Consider the following 19,220-nt stretch of genomic DNA (forward strand, 5'->3'; position numbering starts at 1 on the left):
TGACAGGATAGCATGAGAGTCGCCCGTGCTCAGATTCGGTTGCACGATGTGCAACTAGGTTGCGGCACTGGAACTTTCGCTAGCGCCTAGACGGTCTCGAATTCGATGGGCAGGCTGAACGGCCCGCCCAGGCTCACCATCGGCTTCCACGGCGCGGGCCCGACAATTCGCAAATTGCGCATGCGACGAGTGAGCACGGTCAGCGCCTCGGCGAGTTCGCGTCTGGCCAGGTTGGCTCCCAGACAGTAGTGAATGCCGCCGCCGAAGGTCAGTATCGCCGGCACCCCTTGGCGGGTGATGTCCACCCGAGCGGGGTCGTCGTACACCGTCGGATCCCGATTGGCAGCGGCTGTGTTCACCAAAATCATTGTGCCGGCCGGGAATAGGTAACCACCGATCTCGGCATCTTCGGAAACAAGGCGAAGTGTCCCGCAGGCGATGGGGGAGTGGCGCATGGTCTCCTCGACCGCGTGCATCGCCAATTCGGGCCGCTCCGTGAGCAACTCCCACTGGTCGGGGCGCTCGCACAGTACGTGCATCGACGCCGCCAGCTGATTGCGGGTGGTGTCCGTGCCCGCCAACAACAAGCCACCGGCGAGCATGCGTAGCTCAGCTGCGTCGAGGCGATCGCCGCCGTCCTCAGCGCGAATCAGGTCGGAAAGCAGGTCGTCGGTCAGGCTGCGCCGCCGCCGTTCCACCATCGCGTCCACATAGTCGTCGAGTTGTCCCCAGGCGCGCATGACGGCGGGCTCGATTTCGCTGACGCCCGCAATGAAACTGAACGCTTTGAAGATTTCGTCCGCCCACACCGAAAACTGTTGCCAATCCTCGCGAGGCGCGCCCAACAACGCGCAGATGATGGGGACGGGGTACGGGCGCGCCAGGTCGGTGACGACATCACATGTGTTGGTTCCCGGGCCGGTTTCGACGATACGGTCGACCAGTTCGTTCATCACTGCAGTCATCGTGTCGTGCAGGCGGAAGGTTGCTCGTGGGGTGAATGCCTTGGACGTCAGGCTACGCAAACGCTGGTGCGCGGCGCCTTCCAGGCACAGCAGGCTGTTCATCACTTTGTCCCATAACGGTCCCGAAGTGATGCCCTGCACAACGAGATTCAGGCCCGGCGGGATCTGGAATCGGGCATCGCGCAGCACCGAGCGAACAAGTTGGTACGAGAGCACTTCGGGCCCGAACGGCCCCAACGCGATCGGAGCTTGCCGTTGTGCTGCCTGAATACGCGGATACACGGCGGCGGGAGTTTCGGTGGCCTCGTACGTCAGCGTCGGAAGATCGGCGTCGAAGACGCTTATGGTGGCGGCACCGACCGTGATGACGGTCTCCTTCCGGTTGCGCTACGCCGCGATGTGGTCCCTTTGGTCCTCGGGTTGCGCCCGAGCAGCCCGGCGACGGGCGACGGCGGGGAACGCGGTGAACGCGCTCATCAGCAGCAGACCGGCGGCCTGCACCGCTATGTACTGAGTGATACCTCGTTCGTACACGGCGTTCGCCAGCACCATTGCCGCAAAGCTGACGACGTACATCGACACGACCGCCGCGGTGCACTTGCTGATCCGACGGGCCGGCCGTGCCGTGCGCAGTGCCGACACCGCGATCGCGGCGTAGGCCGACACCAGCAACAGCACCAGCGGCCACTGTGGAGCCCCCAGCAGGGTGACGACGGTCAGCGGTGACAACAGGATCGTGCCGCCGACCAGTACTGCTAGGGCGCTAAGCGGCACGAAGACGCCGAAGCTCCTTGCGTTGGACCAGCTTGTCTGGGCGCCGTCGATGCGCGGCAGTGCCCACAACATCAGGTAGATGAAGAGCGCGTCCCAGAGGCCCTGCCAGCACAGGTCGGCCAATGGCCAACCGACCCAGTACTGGAACATCTTGAAATCGGGATCCCAAGTCCACCAGACGATGTGGCGAAGGTTTCCCTCGACGATGTACGGCGCGTCCAGGGTGATCATGAACAACCCACCGGTGGTGGCAGCCTGCCAACGCTTCTGAATCCCCAGCGCCTCGACCACCTTGAATCCGGTGAACAGAATGGCGGGATAGAAGATCACCACATAGAAGGGCATCATCGTGGTGCCCTCCCACAGGGGAAGGGCGGTCCAGTTGATCATCAGCAGAAACTCGCCCTGGGCATACATGTTGAGCGTGGCCATGCCCGCCAACTCCAGGACCAAGCCATAGATGGTCGCGGTCGCCAACACCGCCGCGTAGATTCGTCTGCCGCGCCGGAACTGCACGACGCTGTAGGCGGTCGCGGTGGCGAACATGGCCAGCATCAGCAGGTCGAACAGATTGGTCTGCCAGGGCAGTTGAGCAGGGTTGTTGACGACGATGAGACTCACACTCACCTGCCTTCCCGCTAGCGGGCGGACAACTTTCACACAATGTATGGTCATTGACGGGAGGTGTCAACGCATCCATTGTCGCGGTGGCTAATTGCGTTGTAGAACAGGGAGATTCAGGACTTCGATAATTTGAGGCCGGCATCCGCGTCCAGATGGGTGGTGGTGGCGACGACGGCACGTTCGATTCGTCGCAGAGAGCGCAGAATGCGCAACAATTCCTCTTGCCGGCCCGATCCATCCCGTTGTGCGGCAAGAGTTTCAGCGGTTTCGAGGGCATCGGATGCGGCGATGAGGGGAGCCGCGTGCCTACCGTCCAGTGCTGCCACCAGCGCGTCGATGTTGTGTTGGATCTGTCGCGCGGCGGTTCTGACGGCCTCGGCGAGCTCCGCTGGACATGAGGGGTCTACATAGCGTTCGCCGTTGCGTGCCAGGTTTCGTCCGTAGCGGTCGCAGATCGTGAACAGCCTTAGGCTGTGCTGGATGTTGTGCCGGCCCGCCAGTCCGGTCACACCGGCCAGCAGCGGCTTGGCGGTGATCCGGAACTGTTGCAGCTTCCGGTCGAGTTCGCGCGCTTCCTCGGTAGGACTGTTCGCCCCCTGCTGACCGAACATTCGCGCGATGGATGTCTCGATCACCAGAGACAACGAGCTCAGGAACTCTCGGGTGTCCTTACGGATGGTGGTGCTGAGTGTGGTGGGCAGCAGGAGTATTGCCACGGCGACACCGATGGCCGCACCGACGGCGGTCTCTTCGATTCGCAGCACGAGCACTTCGACGCTGAATTGTCCGAGCAGTCCGTACAGCAGTGCCAATACCGTGGTGATCCAGAACGCCATCAGACTTTGGGCTACCTGCATGAAATAGAACGCGCAGAACAGGCACACGAAGATCATGACGAGCGACGCGGTGCTGTTTCCTGCGACCAACGTGGCGACTGCCATGCCGCAGGGCACCCCGAGGACGGTACCCAGCAACCGTTGCCAGCCCTTGGTCAGGCTTTCGGCCCAAGTGGTGGTGCCGGCGAAGACCAGGAACGCCGCGATCACCGCCCAATACCAGCGCTCCGGCGAGATCCGGTCGCCCAGCACGATCGCCAGAGACCCCGCGACGGAGGCCTGAATGGCCTGCCGCGTCGTGGGCAACAGACCCCTGCGGGAATGGTCGGTGTCCACATCGGCCGGAGGTGCCTCTAGGACATCTCGCTCGGGAGGCGACGCAGGTTGGCTGTCGGGGTGTTCGAGCAGGGCCCGCACCTCCGAAGTCGCTGTCGCGGCGGCGATGATCGCCGAAGCGAGCCGCCGCACCATGTTGACGCCCGATTCCTCGGACCCGGGCTCAATCGGGGGCTGTGCATCCAGCACCTGCTGGGCGTGGCTCGCCACGTCGTGCAGTGCGCCGGATCGGGGGAGCCGGATCGCCCTGGCCAGTTGGGTCAACGTGGCGGCTAGTTCGGCCCGGGTGGCGGCAGGTATCTCCGCTGCGACGAGAGTGGCGCGCTGACCGGCGATCGCGACCCATTCCACGGCCAGTTCGGCGTCGAACAGCCACGGAGTCAGCGCCTCGTCGCCAATCCCGGGTCCCAGTCTGGCCGGGTTCGCTTCGTCCTCGATTTGGCTTTGCACCATGAGCGCGGTGTCGTTGAGGCGGGCGATGCGGGCGCGAATGCGTCGCCGCCGCCGCTCGTCCAAGCGGCCCGCTCGAAGCGCTTCGGCGGTGGTGTCCACCACGATGGCCATCCGCGCCCGCAGCGAGCGGATGGTGGCACGCAGCACACGCTCCGGTCGGTCGGGCAGCACATATGCGGTCATGACGAAGGTGCAGACCGTGCCGACGACGACCGCGGCGACCATCCAGGGCAGCTCACGAACCCCTGCCCGCAGGTACAGGGTGAAGAAGTAGGCCATGAACGCGACCATGCCGAAGGCGCGTCCGCGGGGCCCGAAGCGCCGGATATACACCGCCGCGAAAACGATGACCACGAACACGAAGTCGCTGGCCAAGCGATACGGGGTGAGCAGGGCCGCGGCGGCGATCGACAGCGCCGCGGGTAGCGGCAGCAGCGCCATCGTGATGCGTTGTTGTCGCGGATCCGGCTCGTTCACCGATCGCGCCGCGATCATCGTGATGAGGGCGCCCAGCAGTGCCACGGTGAGCGGCTGACCCTCGGCCCGGGTGACCAGGGACATCACCAGCAGGGAACACCCCAACGCGGCTGTTGTCCGGATGGCTAGGCGTAGCCGCAACAGCCCCGGATCGGAGCCGATCGTCCAGATCTGCGCGCGCTGGTAGAGGTCTGCCAGCCAGGTCGGAGGACGCGTCGACCCATCGGGTAGGTGGCGTTCGCGGCGCTCACGCACGCCGTACCGACCGGACACCCGGGACCGCCTCTCCTTGCGCCGACGGACCGGTCTGCAGGACCAAATCAACTGCGCGGGCGGTGAATTCATCAATTTCCGGACAGCCGAGGTGCGGGTCGTCCAGACTTGCGGCCGCGGCAAGCAGGCAGGCAGTCGCCGTGGAACAACGCTCGAAAACGAACCTGCCTGTGCGCAAGACGTTTACGTGGCCGGCGTAAACCTGATGGCTACCAGCTTCAACCGGTCGATCGCTTCGGCGAACTCCTCGCGCGTTGGTATGCGGTTGTCGCGGAACTTCAATCCCATCATCCGTTGCGCGCGCTTGACGCCGTAGGACTGCGCACAGCGCTGGTAAAGATCGGACACCAGGTCGCGGTCGCGCAACAGTTCGCCGCGCATGGACCGGGTCTTTCCGGCGTAGACGACCTCGGCGGGCGCGCCGCCACTGAAGTTGTGCTTCCAACCCGCGTTGGCCAACGCATAGAGATCGTTGTCAATCACGTGCGCGCTCACCGGAATCGAGAACTGCCGCCCCGTCTTTCGTCCTTTGAAGCTCAATACCATCAGCTGCTTGCCCAACGGGCCCGCCAGCGGAGTCCCCAGCAGGAACCGCAGCATCGGATTGATTGCGCGCAGGAGGGGCTCAGGTGGATGGCCGATGTCTACCGCATACGACTGTTCTGTCATGTCAACACCGTAAGGCCAATCGCGTGATCGGCCCACACCCGAATTGCTGGACTAGGGGGTGATGGTGGTCTGCTCGTCGATCGCGCTGGTGGCGTCCATCAGCTTGTCCGTTTCGGATTCGACGGCGTCGGCGTCGAGTTCCAGCACATAGAGTCCGTTCGGACTGTTGATGACCACCGTTTTTTGCGCGGCCATGCGCCGCTTGCCGTTCTTGTCGTAGGTACCGCCGAACTGCCACGCCTGGAACCCACCCAGGGTGGATTCTTTTCCGTTTGCAGAGCCGCCCTCGAACCCCGGCAGGGTCTTCAAGTCGTTCGGGGCGTACTCGAGGATCTTGGCCGGGTCGACGTTGCCCTCGAGCTTGGCGACGATGGCCGAGACGGTCGGCGGGTCATTGGGGTCGGCGGCCTGGTCGCTCGCGATGCCGTAATAGGGCGCGGCGGTTTCGGGAAGTCGATGCCAGTTCGGAGGCACCGGAAGGTTGATGGTCGGGGAGCCTGGGTCGCCGGGGCGGACGGGCGTTTCCTTGATGTTGTTCTGGCTGATGTATTCGGCGACGGTCATGGCGTGCGCACCCGGGGTCGGGCTCGTCGCCGTCGATGTCACCGTCGCAGTGGATGTCGACGTCGCCGTAGACGTTGAGGTCGAAGTCGTGGATTCGGTTTTGGATTCGGTCGTGGTCTCAGACCCGCAAGCAACCACCGTCAGTGCCAGCGCCACTGTCGCGCATGCCGTCGCCAAGTGCCTAGTCAATTGCATCTCCCGCAGATTTGGCCGGCATTCGCCGGGTCGCACTGAGACTAGCGGAGTCGGCGCGGCAGACTGGCGCCGATTCACCTCGAAAGTCCACGAAATAGGGCCGTATGCAGTAATAGACAGCTATGCGATCACGAAGGGCGTGGCGGATACTTGCCGCACTCCTCGTGGTGGTCGCACCCGTGCTGCCGTTGATGGCGGGCGGGCCGACCGCTTACGACGGGCCGCCGTCTTTCGTCGTCAGTCCGGTCGACCACGTCGACACGCTCATCGGAACCGGGACCGGCGGATCGATCGTCGGAGAGATCAACAATTTCCCCGGCGCCTCGGTGCCATTCGGGATGGTGCAGTACTCGCCCGACACCACCGACAACTACGCCGGCTACGACTACCAAAACGCCCACGCGACAGGCTTCAGCATGACCCACGCGTCGGTGGGCTGCCCCGCCTTCGGGGACATCTCGATGCTGCCGAGCACGACCGCGATCTCCACTGAACCCTGGCGCGCCTGGGAGCGGATTGCGCATGACGACACCGAGGTGGGGGTGCCCGGTTATTACACGGTCCGGTTCCCGGAGACCGGTGTGACCGCGGAACTCACCGCGAGTACCCGCACCGGCTTTGGCCGGTTCACCTATCCCAAGGATGGCCGTCCCGCACTGCTCCGGGTGCGTTCCGGCGCGTCGCTTGGGGGTAACTCACGGTCGACCATTCAGATTGACCAGGACAACACCACGATCACCGGATGGGCGACCAGCGGCGACTTCTGCGGAACCGGCAGTGCTTACACCGTGTACTTCGCCATGACGTTCAACCAGCCGTTCACGTCCTACGGCGCCTGGGACGGACAGGCCGTATACCCCGGTGTGCGGAGTGCCCATGCGCGATACAGCGGCGGGTATGTGGAATTCCCGTCCGGCTCGGCGTTGGAAGTGCGAACCGCCATCTCTTACGTCGGCATCGACGGTGCCCGCGCCAATTTGGCTGCCGAGGGTGCAGCCGGCTTTGACGACGTTCGTGCGGCCGCCAAGACCGAGTGGAATGCTGTGCTGTCACGCATCGCCGTGGCCGGGCGGGATCCCGATCACGTAAAGACCTTCTACACGTGTCTGTATCGGTCGCTGTTGCACCCCAACGCTTTTAACGACGTCGACGGACGCTACATCGGATTCGACAGCGCGATCCACACGGTGGCCGACGGCCGCACTCAGTACGCCAATTTCTCCGACTGGGACACCTACCGGAGTCTGGCTGCGCTGCAGGGACTGCTGTTTCCAGAGCGGGCCGGCGACATGGCCCAATCGCTGGTGAATGATGCCGAGCAGAGCGGATCGCTGCCTCGCTGGGCGCTTGCGAATTACGCGACCGGAATGATGACCGGGGATAGCGTGGTACCGCTGATTGTGAACCTATATACGTTTGGGGCCAACAACTTTGACCTCCAAACAGCCCTACGCTACATGGTCGACGGCGCGACCCAGGGCGGCGTCGGGCTCAACGGCTACGTGCAACGGCCCGGCATCGCGACCTATCTGCAACTCGGCTACGCACCTCAGATTCACGATTTCTTCGCCAACGGTCGCATCGCGGGTGCATCGATCACCCTGGAGTGGTCGGTCGACGACTTCACGATCTCCCGTTTCGCCGAGTCACTCGGGGACACCGAGACCGCAGCCGAATTCCAGAAGCGGGCCCAGTACTGGCAGAACCTGTTCAACCCCAGCACCCGCTTCATCTCGCCACGCGGCCCGACCGGATTCTTCGCGGACGGCCACGGGTTCGAGGACATCCCGGGCGGATTCGGCCAGGACGGATTCGATGAGGGCAATGCCGAGCAGTACGTCTGGTGGGTGCCGCACAACGTCGCCGGACTGGTGACGGCACTCGGCGGTCGCAAGGCGGTGGCCGAACGACTCGATCGCTTCACCAAGCACCTCAACGTCGGACCCAACGAACCCTATCTGTGGATCGGCAACGAGCCGGGCTTCGGGGTGCCGTGGCTGTACAACTACATCGGGCAGCCGTGGAAGACGCAACGAACGGTGGACCGCGTGCGCGGGTTGTTCGCCCCCACGCCCAACGGTGCCCCGGGCAACGATGACCTGGGCGCGCTGTCGAGTTGGTACGTGTGGGCCGCTTTAGGCCTGTACCCGAGCATTCCGGGCACCCCAATACTTACCGTCAACACACCGCTGTTCGACCGGGCCGTCATCACCCTCCCGACGGGCCGCACCATCCAGATCTCCGCGCCCGGCGCTTCCGCGCCGAGCCGCATGAAGTACATCAGCGGCCTCGACGTCAACGGCCAGCGAGCCGACAAGACGTACCTCCCGGAATCAATCATCCGTATCGGGGGCGAGATCAGATTCACGCTATCGGGTTTCCCGGACAAGTCTTGGGCCACTGACCAATCCGCAGCGCCGCCGTCATTCGGTGCGGGCAGTTCGGCCCTGACAGCCAACATCGCTCAACCCGTCGTCACGATCGCACCGGGCGCCTCGGAGAACGTGCAAGTCGACATCCAGCGGATGATCGACGGTCCCGGCGACTACGCGATCACCGGCGTGTCACCGATCCACGGGATCACCGTCGCCGCCACATCGGGGCGGTTCGCCGGCGACGGATCCGCCGCGGCGGACGTCGCCATCTCGGTGGCACCGGCAGTGCCCGCGGGGTACTACTGGACGGCGCTGAACGCCACGGTCGGCGAGAGCAGTAGGACCTTGTACGTCCTCGTCACGGTTGCCGCCTGATCCACCGCGCAGCCGGACTGCGCCTCAGATCATGTCGTTGCGAGTGAGCCAGCGCATCACCGGCCATCCGACGAACACCGGCAGCCAGCAGGTGAGTACCCGATACAACAGCACCGACGGCACACCGATGGCGGTCGGCACACCGAACGCGGCCAGCCCACCGATCAGGGCCGCCTCGACGGCGCCGACGCCACCCGGGGTGGGGGCCGCAGATGCCAGGGTCCCGCCGACCATCGTCACGACCGTGACCGTGACGAAGTTGGTGCCGCCGCCGAAGGCTTCGACACTCGCCCACAACGCCAACGCCGCACCCAGGGTCGTCCCACCACTACCGGCCACGATCAGCGCGAGCCGCCTTGGCTCGCGGGCAAGTTCGGTGAGATCCCCCCAAACCTCCTTGAGCCTGGGCCGCACCGCCGTCGCCAGCCAGCGCCGCAGGTTGGGGACCAACAAGAAGGTGCCGACAATGCCCAGTGCCACACCGCCGATCAGATACAGCAGGGTGGCGCTCGGGACGAAATGCGAGAGGTCGGCAGAGGTGCCCGCCGCGGCACTGAAGATGATGAGCAGCACGACGTGGACGATCACCTGAACCGACTGTTGTAGCGCCACCGCCGCCGTGGCCCGCAACGCGCTCAGGCCGCCCTTTTGCAGGAACCGGGTGCTGAGTGCCAGGCCGCCGACACCGGCCGGCGTGGTCGTCGCCGCAAACGTGTTGGCCACCTGCATGATCGACAGCTTCCAGAAGCTGACCAGTCCGTCGGCGCAGGCCCACAGGGCAGCGGCCGCACCGACATAGGTCAACGCCGACACCGTCAGACCCAGCAACGCCCACCACCAGTTGGCGGTTCGCAATTCGGAGAAGAACGTGGGGACGGTACTGATGAAGGGATAGGCGACATAGACCAGCGCGCCGATGAGTACCAGCTGGATGAACTGGCCGCGGCTGAACCGGGTGATGGTCTCGGTCTCGATCTCGTCCGCACCCGTTTGGTGCTTCACCTCCGCCCGGGCGCTGGCGATGACGTCTTTAGGGTTGGGGACCGATTCCCGGATCCGTTTGGGCACCGCGGATTTGGTGAGTCGGCGGGATGCCGTCAGGATGTCGTCCTTGCCGAACACCTCGATCGCGGCGGCCACTGCGGCCTCTGCGCCGTACAAAGCCGTTGTGGTGACCAGTAATTGGGCGATGTCGGATTGCAGCTGAGCGTCCGTGGCCCCGTATTCGGCAGCACCGAAACCGCCGAACAGCACGGTGCCGTCGCTTACGGTGATCTCGTGACTGCGCAGGTCGCCGTGTGAGATCTGGTTCTCGTTGAGGACTCGCAAGGATTTCCACACGTTGCCAACAGGCGTATCGCTCGCCACCTCGTCGAGTGGTGTGCCGCGAACGGGTTTGTGCGCATACATCGTCCAGCCCCGGTCGAGGGCGGCTACCGCGATTGTCGAGGTATTGGCCACACCAAGGTCGCCGATGGCGATCGCCATCAACGCGCGGTGCTCGACCGCGCGTTGCATCGACGTCTGCAACGGCGCCGTCTCGGATCCCCGCAACCGCAGCTTCCACCACAGCTGGCGCAATGCGCCGCCACTTCGTTGGTGCGGGCCGTACAACTCGATCGCGGCCCTGGAGCCCGAGTCCGTCTCCTCGGCCGCCAACACCAAGGGACCCGGTCCGGCCGGACGTACCACCACGAGTCGGGACACCATGAATCCGCGTTTACCCATCGCGCGGACCGCCCCGTCCAGCGGCACCTCGAGGGCGGGAGTGCCGACCACCAGCACCACGAAGGCGCCGACGAACCACCCCACCGACAGCCCCAACAACGAGCGGGCGGGGACGATGGCGCTGACCACCAGATGGATCGGCACGAAAGCCAGCAAGAGCCCCCACCACCAGCGTCGCCACCGAGCGGGCAGCCAAGGGCCTGACACGGTGAGCACCGCCGCAAGCATCGCGATCCACCGCGGGTCGTCGACGAACTGGGCCGGCACCGTGGTGAGCCGGTCCGACACGTCGAAGTGCCACCGGGGTGCGGCAATGCGGTTGCTACTGATCGACAACGGGAGAAACGCCATGAACGCCGCTGCCGCGTAGGCGGCGAGCAGCTTCCATTGGCGCCCGACGACGAGGCCGATCAGAATCATGAAGGGCAAGGCCAGAATCGCCAGGCCGTAAATGAGGTAGACCAGGTCGGCCTGAGTCGGAGTGAGGACCCCGACAATCTCCGAGACGGACTTCTCCAGCGCTTCCCACCGTGGACGGGTGATGAGCGAACTGAAGACGACCAAAACGAGAAAAGCGGCGGACAACCCGAGTCGGATCAGGTCGTTGGTCCGCCGCATCAGTGGTTGCAGCAAGTCGCCGGACACCAAGATCTCGCGTCCGTCAACTCGCATGTCCTTCGGATCCTTCGGATCAGGTCAGCACCGCGTGCATGCCGTGGGTGTTTAGCGGTCCGCAGACAACTTAACCGGATGCCTCCCCGGCATCCGAATAGTTGCCTCCAGCTTCTTAACGCGTCGCCTCGGAAAGCGACACGCCGTAGAGGTCTGACCACACGACCTCTGGCCTATCGCCGTCCATACTGTTGCGCATGGCGCTGCAGCCGGTGATCCGCCGATCGGTGCCCGAAGAGGTCTTCGAGCAGATCGCTACCGATGTGCTCAGTGGTGAATTGCGGCCCGGCGAGGCGTTGCCCAGTGAGCGCAAACTGGCCGAAGTGTTCGGCGTTTCCCGGCCGGCGGTCCGTGAAGCGCTCAAACGACTTTCGGCGGCCGGCCTGGTCGAGGTGCGCCACGGGGACGTGACCACCGTGCGCGACTTTCGACGGCACGCCAGCCTGGATCTACTGCCCCGGGTGCTGTTTCGCAACGGCGAGCTCGACGTCTGGGTATTCCGCAGCATGCTCGAGGCTCGACTGCGCAACGGAACCAAGGTCGCCGAGTTGGCGGCCGAGCGCCGACAACCCGAGTTGGTTGAACTGCTCAAGGATTCGTTGCGCAAGCTGGAAATCGAGACCGATCCGGTGGAGTGGCAGCGCCACGCCCTGACGTTTTGGGAACATACGGTCGACGGTGCCGGATCGATTGTATTTCGGTTGATGTTCAACGCATTTCGCGCCGCTTTTGAGCCGGCCGTGACCGTTCTCGGTGCCGGAATGACCGCCGAGGACATGAGACCCGACGGCTACCGAGAGGTGGCTGATGCGATCTGCTCGGGCGATCCCTGTCAAGCGAGGAAGGCCGCCGAAGACCTCCTCGAGGCTGCCAACACGAGGTTGATGGCTGAACTCGACAACCCAGGGGATCGCCCATGACGACCCAAACCGAGATCGCCACCTATCTGCGCAGCCAGATTCAGCCCGCGATCGACGCGGTCGGCGGGTTCTATCGCACGTGCGTACTGACCGGCAAGGCGCTGTTCCGGCGTCCCTTCCAGTGGCGAGAAACGATTGAGCAGGGCTGGTTCATCACCAGCGTCTCGCTGTTGCCCACGCTTGCCGTCGCGATACCGCTGACCGTGCTCATCATTTTCACGCTCAACATCCTGCTCGCCGAATTCGGCGCGGCCGATATCTCCGGTGCCGGTGCCGCGCTGGGGGCGGTCACACAGTTGGGTCCGCTGACCACCGTGCTGGTGATCGCCGGGGCCGGCGCGACAGCGATCTGTGCAGACCTGGGAGCCCGCACCATCCGCGAGGAGATCGATGCGATGGAGGTGCTCGGCATCGACCCGATCCATCGACTGGTGGTGCCGCGCGTCGTCGCCGCGACCATCGTGGCCTCCCTGCTCAACGGCGCGGTGATCACCATCGGACTCGTCGGCGGTTTCCTCTTCGGTGTCTTCATCCAACACATTTCGGCCGGTGCCTACGTCAGCACGCTCACCTTGGTCACCGGCCTGCCGGAGGTGGTCATCTCCGTCGTCAAGTCGGCCACCTTCGGCATGATCGCCGGACTGGTCGGCTGCTACCGGGGACTTACCACCAAGGGCGGGCCCAAGGGGGTCGGAACCGCCGTCAACGAGACGCTGGTCTTGTCCGTCATTGCGCTGTTCGCGGTGAACGTGGTGCTGACGACGATCGGCGTCCGATTCGGGACGGGGCGCTAGCGTGGCCGGGACGGGCGCCGTCCTGCGGGCGCGCTATCCGCGGACCGTAATGAATCTCAGTCGCTACGGCGGCGCGCCAGCTCGAAGGCTTGAGCGGATAGGCACTTTCGCGAAGTTCACCCGGATCAGCATCCTGCAGATCTGGTGGGCGCTGTATCGCTACCGCAGAGAGACGCTACGGCTTATCGCCGAGATCGGCATGGGCACCGGCGCCATGGCCGTCATCGGCGGCACGGTCGCAATCATCGGGTTCGTGACGCTGTCCGGTAGCTCACTGATCGCCATCCAAGGGTTCGCGTCGCTGGGCAACATCGGCGTCGAGGCCTTCACCGGATTCTTTGCCGCCCTGGCCAATACGCGTGTCGCCGCCCCCATCGTCTCCGGCGTCGCGCTGGCCGCGACGGTCGGTGCCGGCGCCACTGCACAACTGGGCGCCATGCGGATCAGCGAGGAGATCGACGCCCTGGAAGTCATGGGCATCAAGTCGATCTCATTCCTGGTCTCCACCCGCATCATCGGCGGACTGGTGGTGATCGGCCCGCTCTACGCACTCGCCCTCGACATGGCTTTCACGTCCGGTCAACTCGTCACCACGGTGCTGTACGGCCAATCCAACGGCACCTATGAGCACTACTTCCGTACCTTCCTGCGCTCCGAAGACGTGGCGTGGTCGGTCGTCGAGGTCGTGATCATCGCGGTGGTGGTGATGATCACCCACTGCTACTACGGGTACACGGCCAGCGGCGGTCCGGTCGGGGTCGGCCTGGCCGTAGGACGCTCCATGCGCTTCTCGCTGGTTTCGGTGGTGGTGGTCGTGCTGCTGTCCGAACTGGCGCTGTACGGTGTCGATCCGAACTTCAATCTCACGGTGTAACCGCGATGACGACGATCCTGACGCGTAAGTCCCGGCGGGTGTGGGTCTACGTGGAGGGCATCGTGCTGCTGCTTCTCAGCGCGCTGGTTGTGACCTTGGTGTACTTGCAGTTCCGCGGCGACTTGACGCCGACGACCGAACTGACCCTGGTGGCTCCGCGGGCGGGTCTGGTGATGGAGACGGGATCGAAGGTCACCTACAACGGGGTGGCCATCGGCAGGGTCGACAGCATCTCGGAAATGAATGACAGCGGCACGCCGGCGGCGAAGCTGCTGTTGCATGTGGACCCGAGATACATCAAAGACATTCCCGCCAACGTGTTGGCCAACATCGAGGCGGCCACCCTGTTCGGCAACAAGTACGTTTCCCTGACCTCACCGGATCACCCTGACGCGCGACGAATTTCGTCGCAGGACACCATTGTGGTGGGGTCGGTGACCACCGAGTTCAACACGCTCTTCGAGACCGTAACCTCGCTCGCCGAGAAGGTGGATCCGATCGAGCTGAACGCCACGCTGTCGGCGCTCGCACAATCGATGGACGGTCTGGGCGCCAAGTTCGGTGAGTCACTGGTCAACGGGAATCAGATTCTCGCGCAGCTGAATCCGCGAGTTTCCCAAATCGGCTACGACGCACGCAGGTTCGCCGACCTCGCCGACATCTACACCCGTGCATCGCCGGATCTGTGGGACTTCCTGGCCAACGCCGTGAACACGGCGCGCACATTGACCAAGCAACAGCACGACCTGGACGCCGCATTGCTGGCGGCGGTCGGCGTGGGCAAGACGGGTGAAGACATTTTCGCCCGAGGCGGGCCGTACCTGGTACGCGGGGCCGCCGACCTGGTACCCACGTCGGAATTGCTCGATGAGTACAGCCCCGAACTGTTCTGCTTGGTGCGCAACTTCCATGATGCCGCCCCGAAGGTCGGGAATGCGGCTGGCGGAAACGGCTATTCGCTGTCAGCGGCCGGATCGATCGTCGGTGCGCCGAACCCATATGTGTACCCGGACAACCTGCCGAGGGTAAACGCGCGCGGCGGCCCCGGCGGGCGGCCGGGTTGCTGGCAGACGATCACCCGGGATTTGTGGCCGGCTCCGTATCTGGTCATGGATACCGGCGCCAGCCTCGCGCCGTACAACCACCTCGAACTCGGCCAGCCGTTGGTCATCGAATACGTCTGGGGACGCCAATTCGGGGAGAACACGATCAACCCATGAGAAGCACTGGTACAGCGGTACGACTCGCCGCCGCGTGGTTGGTGTTGGCGGTATTCACCGTGGTGATCATCGTCGTGTTCGGCCAGGTGCGCTTCGACCGCACCACCGGGTATTCCGCGGTGTTCAGTCATGCCAGCGGGCTCCGGCCCGGACAGTTCGTCCGCGCGGCAGGGGTGGAGGTCGGCAAGGTCTCCAAAGTGACTCTGATCGACGGCGACAAGCGCGTCTTGGTGGACTTCAAAGTGGAAAGCTCACTGAGTCTTGATCAGGGGACGACCGCATCGATCCGCTACCTCAACCTGATCGGTGACCGCTACTTGGAGCTCAAGCACGGCGACAGCGGCCGGCGGCTGCCTGCGGGTGGCACGATCCCGATCGAACACACTCAGCCCGCCTTGGATCTCGACGCACTGTTGGGCGGATTCCGGCCGCTGTTCAGGACGCTGGACTCGGACAAGGTCAATCGCATCGCCCAGTCGATCATCACCGTGTTCCAGGGCCAAGGGGCGACGATCAACGACATCCTCGACCAGACCGCGTCATTGAGTTCGACTCTGGCCAGTCGGGACCGGGCGATCGGCGAGGTCATCGAGAACCTGAACACGGTCCTGGCCACCGCGGTCAAGCATGAGAAGGATTTTGACCGAACTGTCGACAAACTGGACGTGCTGATCACCGGCCTGAAGAACCGGGCCGATCCGCTGGCCGCGGCGGTGGCGCACATCAGTGACGCCGCGGGCACCCTGGCCGACCTGCTCGCCGAAAACAGGCCAGCGCTGCACAGCACGTTTGACTACCTCGACGGCACCCTGCAGTCGATAATTCGCGATCTGCCCACCCTCGACGATGTATTGGAAAAACTGCCGGGTGCGTACCGGATCATCGGCCGTGCCGGGGGCACCTACGGCGACTTCTTCAACTTCTACATCTGTGACATTTCCCTGAAAGTCAACGGATTACAGCCGGGTGGTCCGGTGCGCACCATCAAGCTCTTCGGTCAGCCCACCGGGAGGTGCACGCCGCAGTGAGAACCCTCCAGGAGTTCAACCGGGGCCGCGTCGGACTGATGGGTGTGTTGGTCACCCTGCTCGTTATCGGTGTGGGCCAAAGCTTCACCAGCGTGCCGATGCTGTTTGCCACTCCCGTCTATTACGCGGAGTTCACCGACACGGGCGGCATCAGCGCCGGCGACAAGGTGGAAATCGCCGGGGTCAACGTCGGATTGGTGCGCTCGACCGAAATCCACGGCAAGACGGTGCTGGTCGGGTTCACCCTGCCGGGACGGACGATCGGATCGCAGAGTCGTGCGGCGATCCGCACCGAAACCATTCTCGGCCGCAAGAACATCGAGATCGAACCGCGCGGGTCGGAGCCGTTGCGGCCCAACGACTTCCTGCCGTTGTCACAAACCACGACGCCGTACCAGGTATACGACGCCTTCGTCGACGTCACTGACGCGGCAACGGGTTGGGACATCGATGCCGTGAAGCGTTCGCTGAAAATATTGTCGGAGACCCTCGATCAGACCGCACCGCACCTGAGCGCGGCCCTCGACGGCGTCAAGGAGTTCTCCGAAGCCATCGGCCATCGGGGTGACCAGATCAAGCAACTGCTCGCCAGTGCCAACAAAGTCGCACGCGTGCTCGGGGACCGCAGCGAGCAAGTCAATGGTGTGCTGGTCAACGCCGAGACCCTGTTGGTGGCCTTCAAACAACGCAGCCAAGCGTTGAAGATCTTGCTGAGCAACGTGACCGAGGTGTCGAACCAGGTGTCGGCTCTCATCTCGGAAAACCCAAATCTGACTCAGCTTCTCAAGGACCTCAGCACGGTCAGCGACGAGCTGGTCAAACGCAAGAAGGAACTGGGGGAAGTGCTGGTGCTGTTCAGCAGATACACCGCATCGTTGACCGAAGCGGTTGCTTCCGGCCCGTACTTCAAGGCGATAGCGGTCAATCTGGCGCCGCACCAGATCATGCAGCCGTGGGTGGATGCGGCGTTCAAGAAACGGGGTATCGACCCCGAGAACTTCTGGCGCAGCGCCGGACTGCCGGAATTCCGGTTCCCCGACCCCAATGGCGCCCGGTTCCCCAACGGTGCGCCGCCACCGCCGCCGAGGGTGCTGGAGGGCACACCGGATCATCCGTTGCCGGCTGTCCCGCCGGGATCGCCGTGTTCGTACACACCGGCCGCCGATGCCTTGCCCCGACCCGGAAACCCGTTGCCCTGTGCGATGGTTGACCAAGGCCCCTTCGGCCCGATATTCGGCGCGTTTCCAGCGCCGCTCGATGTCCAGACATCGCCGCCCAATCCCGATGGGCCACCGCCGTTGCCGGGTGTCCCGAGTGCGGGTCGGCCGGGCGAGGCACCACCGGATGCGCCGGGTACGCCGGTGCCGCTGCCATCCCACGCGCCTCCGGGTGCGCGAACCGAACCGCTGGGTCCAGCGGCAGGCCTTGCGCCGGGACCACGGCCCGGTCCGGCGCCCGGTCCGGCGCCCGGCCAGGCACCGCCGGGACCCGGTCCGCAACTGCCGGCCCCGTTCATCACGCCGGATGGGACGGGGGGTAGTGGCCAGTGAGCACCATCTTCGACATTCGCAGTCTCCGACTGCCGAAAGTCTCCGCCAAGATGATTCTCGTCGCGGTCCTGGTGCTGGTGCTGTCCATGACCGCACTGGTTGTGGGGGTTCAGCTCTACCGAAAGCTCACCAACACATGGATTGTCGCGTATTTCTCGCAGACCCTTGCGCTCTACCCCGGCGACAAGGTGCAGATCATGGGGGTGCGGGTCGGCGCGGTCGACAAGATCGAGCCGGCGGGCGACCAGATGCGCGTCACGATGCACTACAGCAGCAAGTACAAGGTGCCGGCCAATGCCACCGCGTCGATCCTCAATCCCAGCCTGGTGGCCTCGCGCACCGTCCAGCTGTCGCCGCCGTACGACGGCGGACCCGTTTTGAAAAACGGCGCGGAGATACCGCTCGGCCGCACTCGGGTGCCCGTCGAGTGGGATGAGCTGCGGCAGTCGATCAACGACATTCTGCGGCAACTGGGTCCGACTCCGCAGCAGCCGCGGGGTCCGTTCGGCGACCTCATCGAAGCGGCCGGAGACAACCTGGACCGCAAGGGAAAACAAATCCACGACACGTTGAACAACTTGTCCGACGCGTTGACCGCACTGAACGAAGGCCGGGGGGACTTCTTCGCGATCACGCACAGCCTGGCTCAGTTCGTCAATGCCCTCTATCAGAACGACCAGCAATTCGTCGCGCTGAACGGCGACCTGGCCGAATTCACCGACTGGTTCACCAAATCCGACACCGATGTCGCCGAACTGATCAGTCGGGTCGACGGGGTGTTGGATACCGCGCGAAAGTTCGTGACTGACAACAGGTCCACGCTGACCCGCAGCGTCAACAACGTAGCCGGCGCGACGACCGAGTTGCTGCAGCCTGAGCCTCGTGACGGCCTGGAAACCGCCCTGCACGTGCTTCCCACTTTTGCCGCCAACTTCAACAACATCTACTACCCGCTGCACAGCTCGCTGGTGGGCGTGTTCGAGTTCCCGAACTTCGCCAACCCAATCCAGTTCATCTGCAGCGCAATTCAGGCCGGCAGCCGCCAAGGCTATCAGGACTCTGCCGAGCTGTGCGCGCAATATCTGGCGCCGGTGCTGGATGCGATCAAGTTCAATTACCTGCCCTTCGGCGCAAACTTCGTCACTTCGGCGGCGACCCTGCCCAAGGAGGTGGCGTACTCCGAGGACCGGTTGCGCCCGCCGCCCGGGTACAAAGACACAACGGTGCCGGGAATCTTCTCGCGAGACACACCGTTTTCGCACCGAAACTCCGAACCTGGGTGGGTGGTCGCACCCGGGATGCAGGGCGTGCAGGTTCAGGCGGCAACGGCGAGCATGCTGACCCCGGAGTCGCTCAACGAGTTGATGGGCGGTCCCGACATCGCGCCGCCGCCCCCGGGCAACACTATGCCCGGATCGCCGAACGCCTATGACGAGACGAATCCGCTGCCGCCGCCGTGGTATCCGCAGCCGGCACCGCCGCCCGGCCCCGCCGTACCGGCAGGAGCAGGACGGTGAG

At 64.4% G+C, this 19,220-nt stretch carries 14 protein-coding genes; 8 read left to right on the forward strand and 6 right to left on the reverse strand.

The genetic code is table 11. The features are described from left to right. Positions 1 to 86 precede the first annotated feature (86 nt). The 5 genes from G6N68_RS02380 to lpqN all read right to left on the reverse strand — a co-directional run bounded on the left by G6N68_RS02380 (position 87) and on the right by lpqN (position 6,166). Positions 87 to 1,331, reverse strand: a complete 1,245-nt coding sequence (locus tag G6N68_RS02380) for a cytochrome P450 (protein WP_163718054.1) — start codon at positions 1,329 to 1,331, stop codon at positions 87 to 89. A 21-nt stretch (positions 1,332 to 1,352) separates the two neighbouring features. Beyond that, positions 1,353 to 2,360, reverse strand: a complete 1,008-nt coding sequence (locus tag G6N68_RS02385) for a hypothetical protein (protein ID WP_163707357.1) — start codon at positions 2,358 to 2,360, stop codon at positions 1,353 to 1,355. Positions 2,361 to 2,476: 116 nt separating this feature from the next. Continuing rightward, positions 2,477 to 4,810, reverse strand: a complete 2,334-nt coding sequence (locus tag G6N68_RS02390) for an FUSC family protein (protein WP_163707360.1) — start codon at positions 4,808 to 4,810, stop codon at positions 2,477 to 2,479. A 111-nt stretch (positions 4,811 to 4,921) separates the two neighbouring features. Then, positions 4,922 to 5,407 carry a hypothetical protein gene (locus tag G6N68_RS02395; RefSeq protein WP_163707363.1) on the reverse strand — a complete coding sequence of 162 codons (486 nt, stop codon included), beginning with the start codon at positions 5,405 to 5,407 and terminating at the stop codon, positions 4,922 to 4,924. Between the two features lie 51 nt (positions 5,408 to 5,458). Beyond that, on the reverse strand, positions 5,459 to 6,166 hold the full coding sequence (gene lpqN / locus G6N68_RS02400; RefSeq protein WP_163707367.1) for an envelope biogenesis lipoprotein LpqN: 708 nt from the start codon (positions 6,164 to 6,166) through the stop codon (positions 5,459 to 5,461). A 122-nt stretch (positions 6,167 to 6,288) separates the two neighbouring features. Between lpqN and G6N68_RS02405 the strand changes: the two genes are divergently transcribed. Continuing rightward, the gene (locus G6N68_RS02405) at positions 6,289 to 8,916 is read left to right on the forward strand and encodes a GH92 family glycosyl hydrolase (protein ID WP_163707370.1); all 2,628 of its coding nucleotides are present in this window, start codon (positions 6,289 to 6,291) and stop codon (positions 8,914 to 8,916) included. A gap of 24 nt (positions 8,917 to 8,940) precedes the next feature. Here the strand turns inward: G6N68_RS02405 and G6N68_RS02410 are convergent, their stop codons facing one another. Then, on the reverse strand, positions 8,941 to 11,316 hold the full coding sequence (locus tag G6N68_RS02410) for a lysylphosphatidylglycerol synthase transmembrane domain-containing protein (protein ID WP_163707373.1): 2,376 nt from the start codon (positions 11,314 to 11,316) through the stop codon (positions 8,941 to 8,943). Between the two features lie 197 nt (positions 11,317 to 11,513). On the opposite strand from G6N68_RS02410, the gene G6N68_RS02415 reads away from it, so the two are divergent. The 7 genes from G6N68_RS02415 to G6N68_RS02445 are packed head-to-tail and all read left to right on the forward strand — an operon-like array spanning position 11,514 to position 19,219. Next, positions 11,514 to 12,236 (forward strand): FadR/GntR family transcriptional regulator, encoded by a 723-nt coding sequence (locus tag G6N68_RS02415; protein ID WP_163707376.1) that lies wholly within the window; start codon positions 11,514 to 11,516, stop codon positions 12,234 to 12,236. Next, positions 12,233 to 13,030: an MlaE family ABC transporter permease gene (locus G6N68_RS02420; RefSeq protein WP_163707379.1), complete on the forward strand. Its 798-nt coding sequence runs from the start codon at positions 12,233 to 12,235 to the stop codon at positions 13,028 to 13,030. The genes G6N68_RS02415 and G6N68_RS02420 overlap by 4 nt, the downstream gene beginning before the upstream one ends. 49 nt (positions 13,031 to 13,079) lie before the next feature. Continuing rightward, entirely contained in the window at positions 13,080 to 13,904 is an 825-nt protein-coding gene (locus tag G6N68_RS02425) for an ABC transporter permease (RefSeq protein ID WP_240355648.1), read from the forward strand. Between the two features lie 5 nt (positions 13,905 to 13,909). Beyond that, positions 13,910 to 15,124, forward strand: a complete 1,215-nt coding sequence (locus tag G6N68_RS02430; protein WP_163707386.1) for an MCE family protein — start codon at positions 13,910 to 13,912, stop codon at positions 15,122 to 15,124. Then, entirely contained in the window at positions 15,121 to 16,152 is a 1,032-nt protein-coding gene (locus G6N68_RS02435) for an MCE family protein (RefSeq protein ID WP_163707390.1), read from the forward strand. Before G6N68_RS02430 ends, G6N68_RS02435 begins: the two co-directional genes overlap by 4 nt. Then, positions 16,149 to 17,702: a virulence factor Mce family protein gene (locus tag G6N68_RS02440; protein WP_163707393.1), complete on the forward strand. Its 1,554-nt coding sequence runs from the start codon at positions 16,149 to 16,151 to the stop codon at positions 17,700 to 17,702. Before G6N68_RS02435 ends, G6N68_RS02440 begins: the two co-directional genes overlap by 4 nt. Next, positions 17,699 to 19,219 carry a virulence factor Mce family protein gene (locus G6N68_RS02445; RefSeq protein WP_163707395.1) on the forward strand — a complete coding sequence of 507 codons (1,521 nt, stop codon included), beginning with the start codon at positions 17,699 to 17,701 and terminating at the stop codon, positions 19,217 to 19,219. Before G6N68_RS02440 ends, G6N68_RS02445 begins: the two co-directional genes overlap by 4 nt. Position 19,220 lies beyond the last annotated feature (1 nt).

The organism is Mycobacterium bourgelatii (assembly GCF_010723575.1).
Lineage (GTDB): Bacteria > Actinomycetota > Actinomycetes > Mycobacteriales > Mycobacteriaceae > Mycobacterium > Mycobacterium bourgelatii.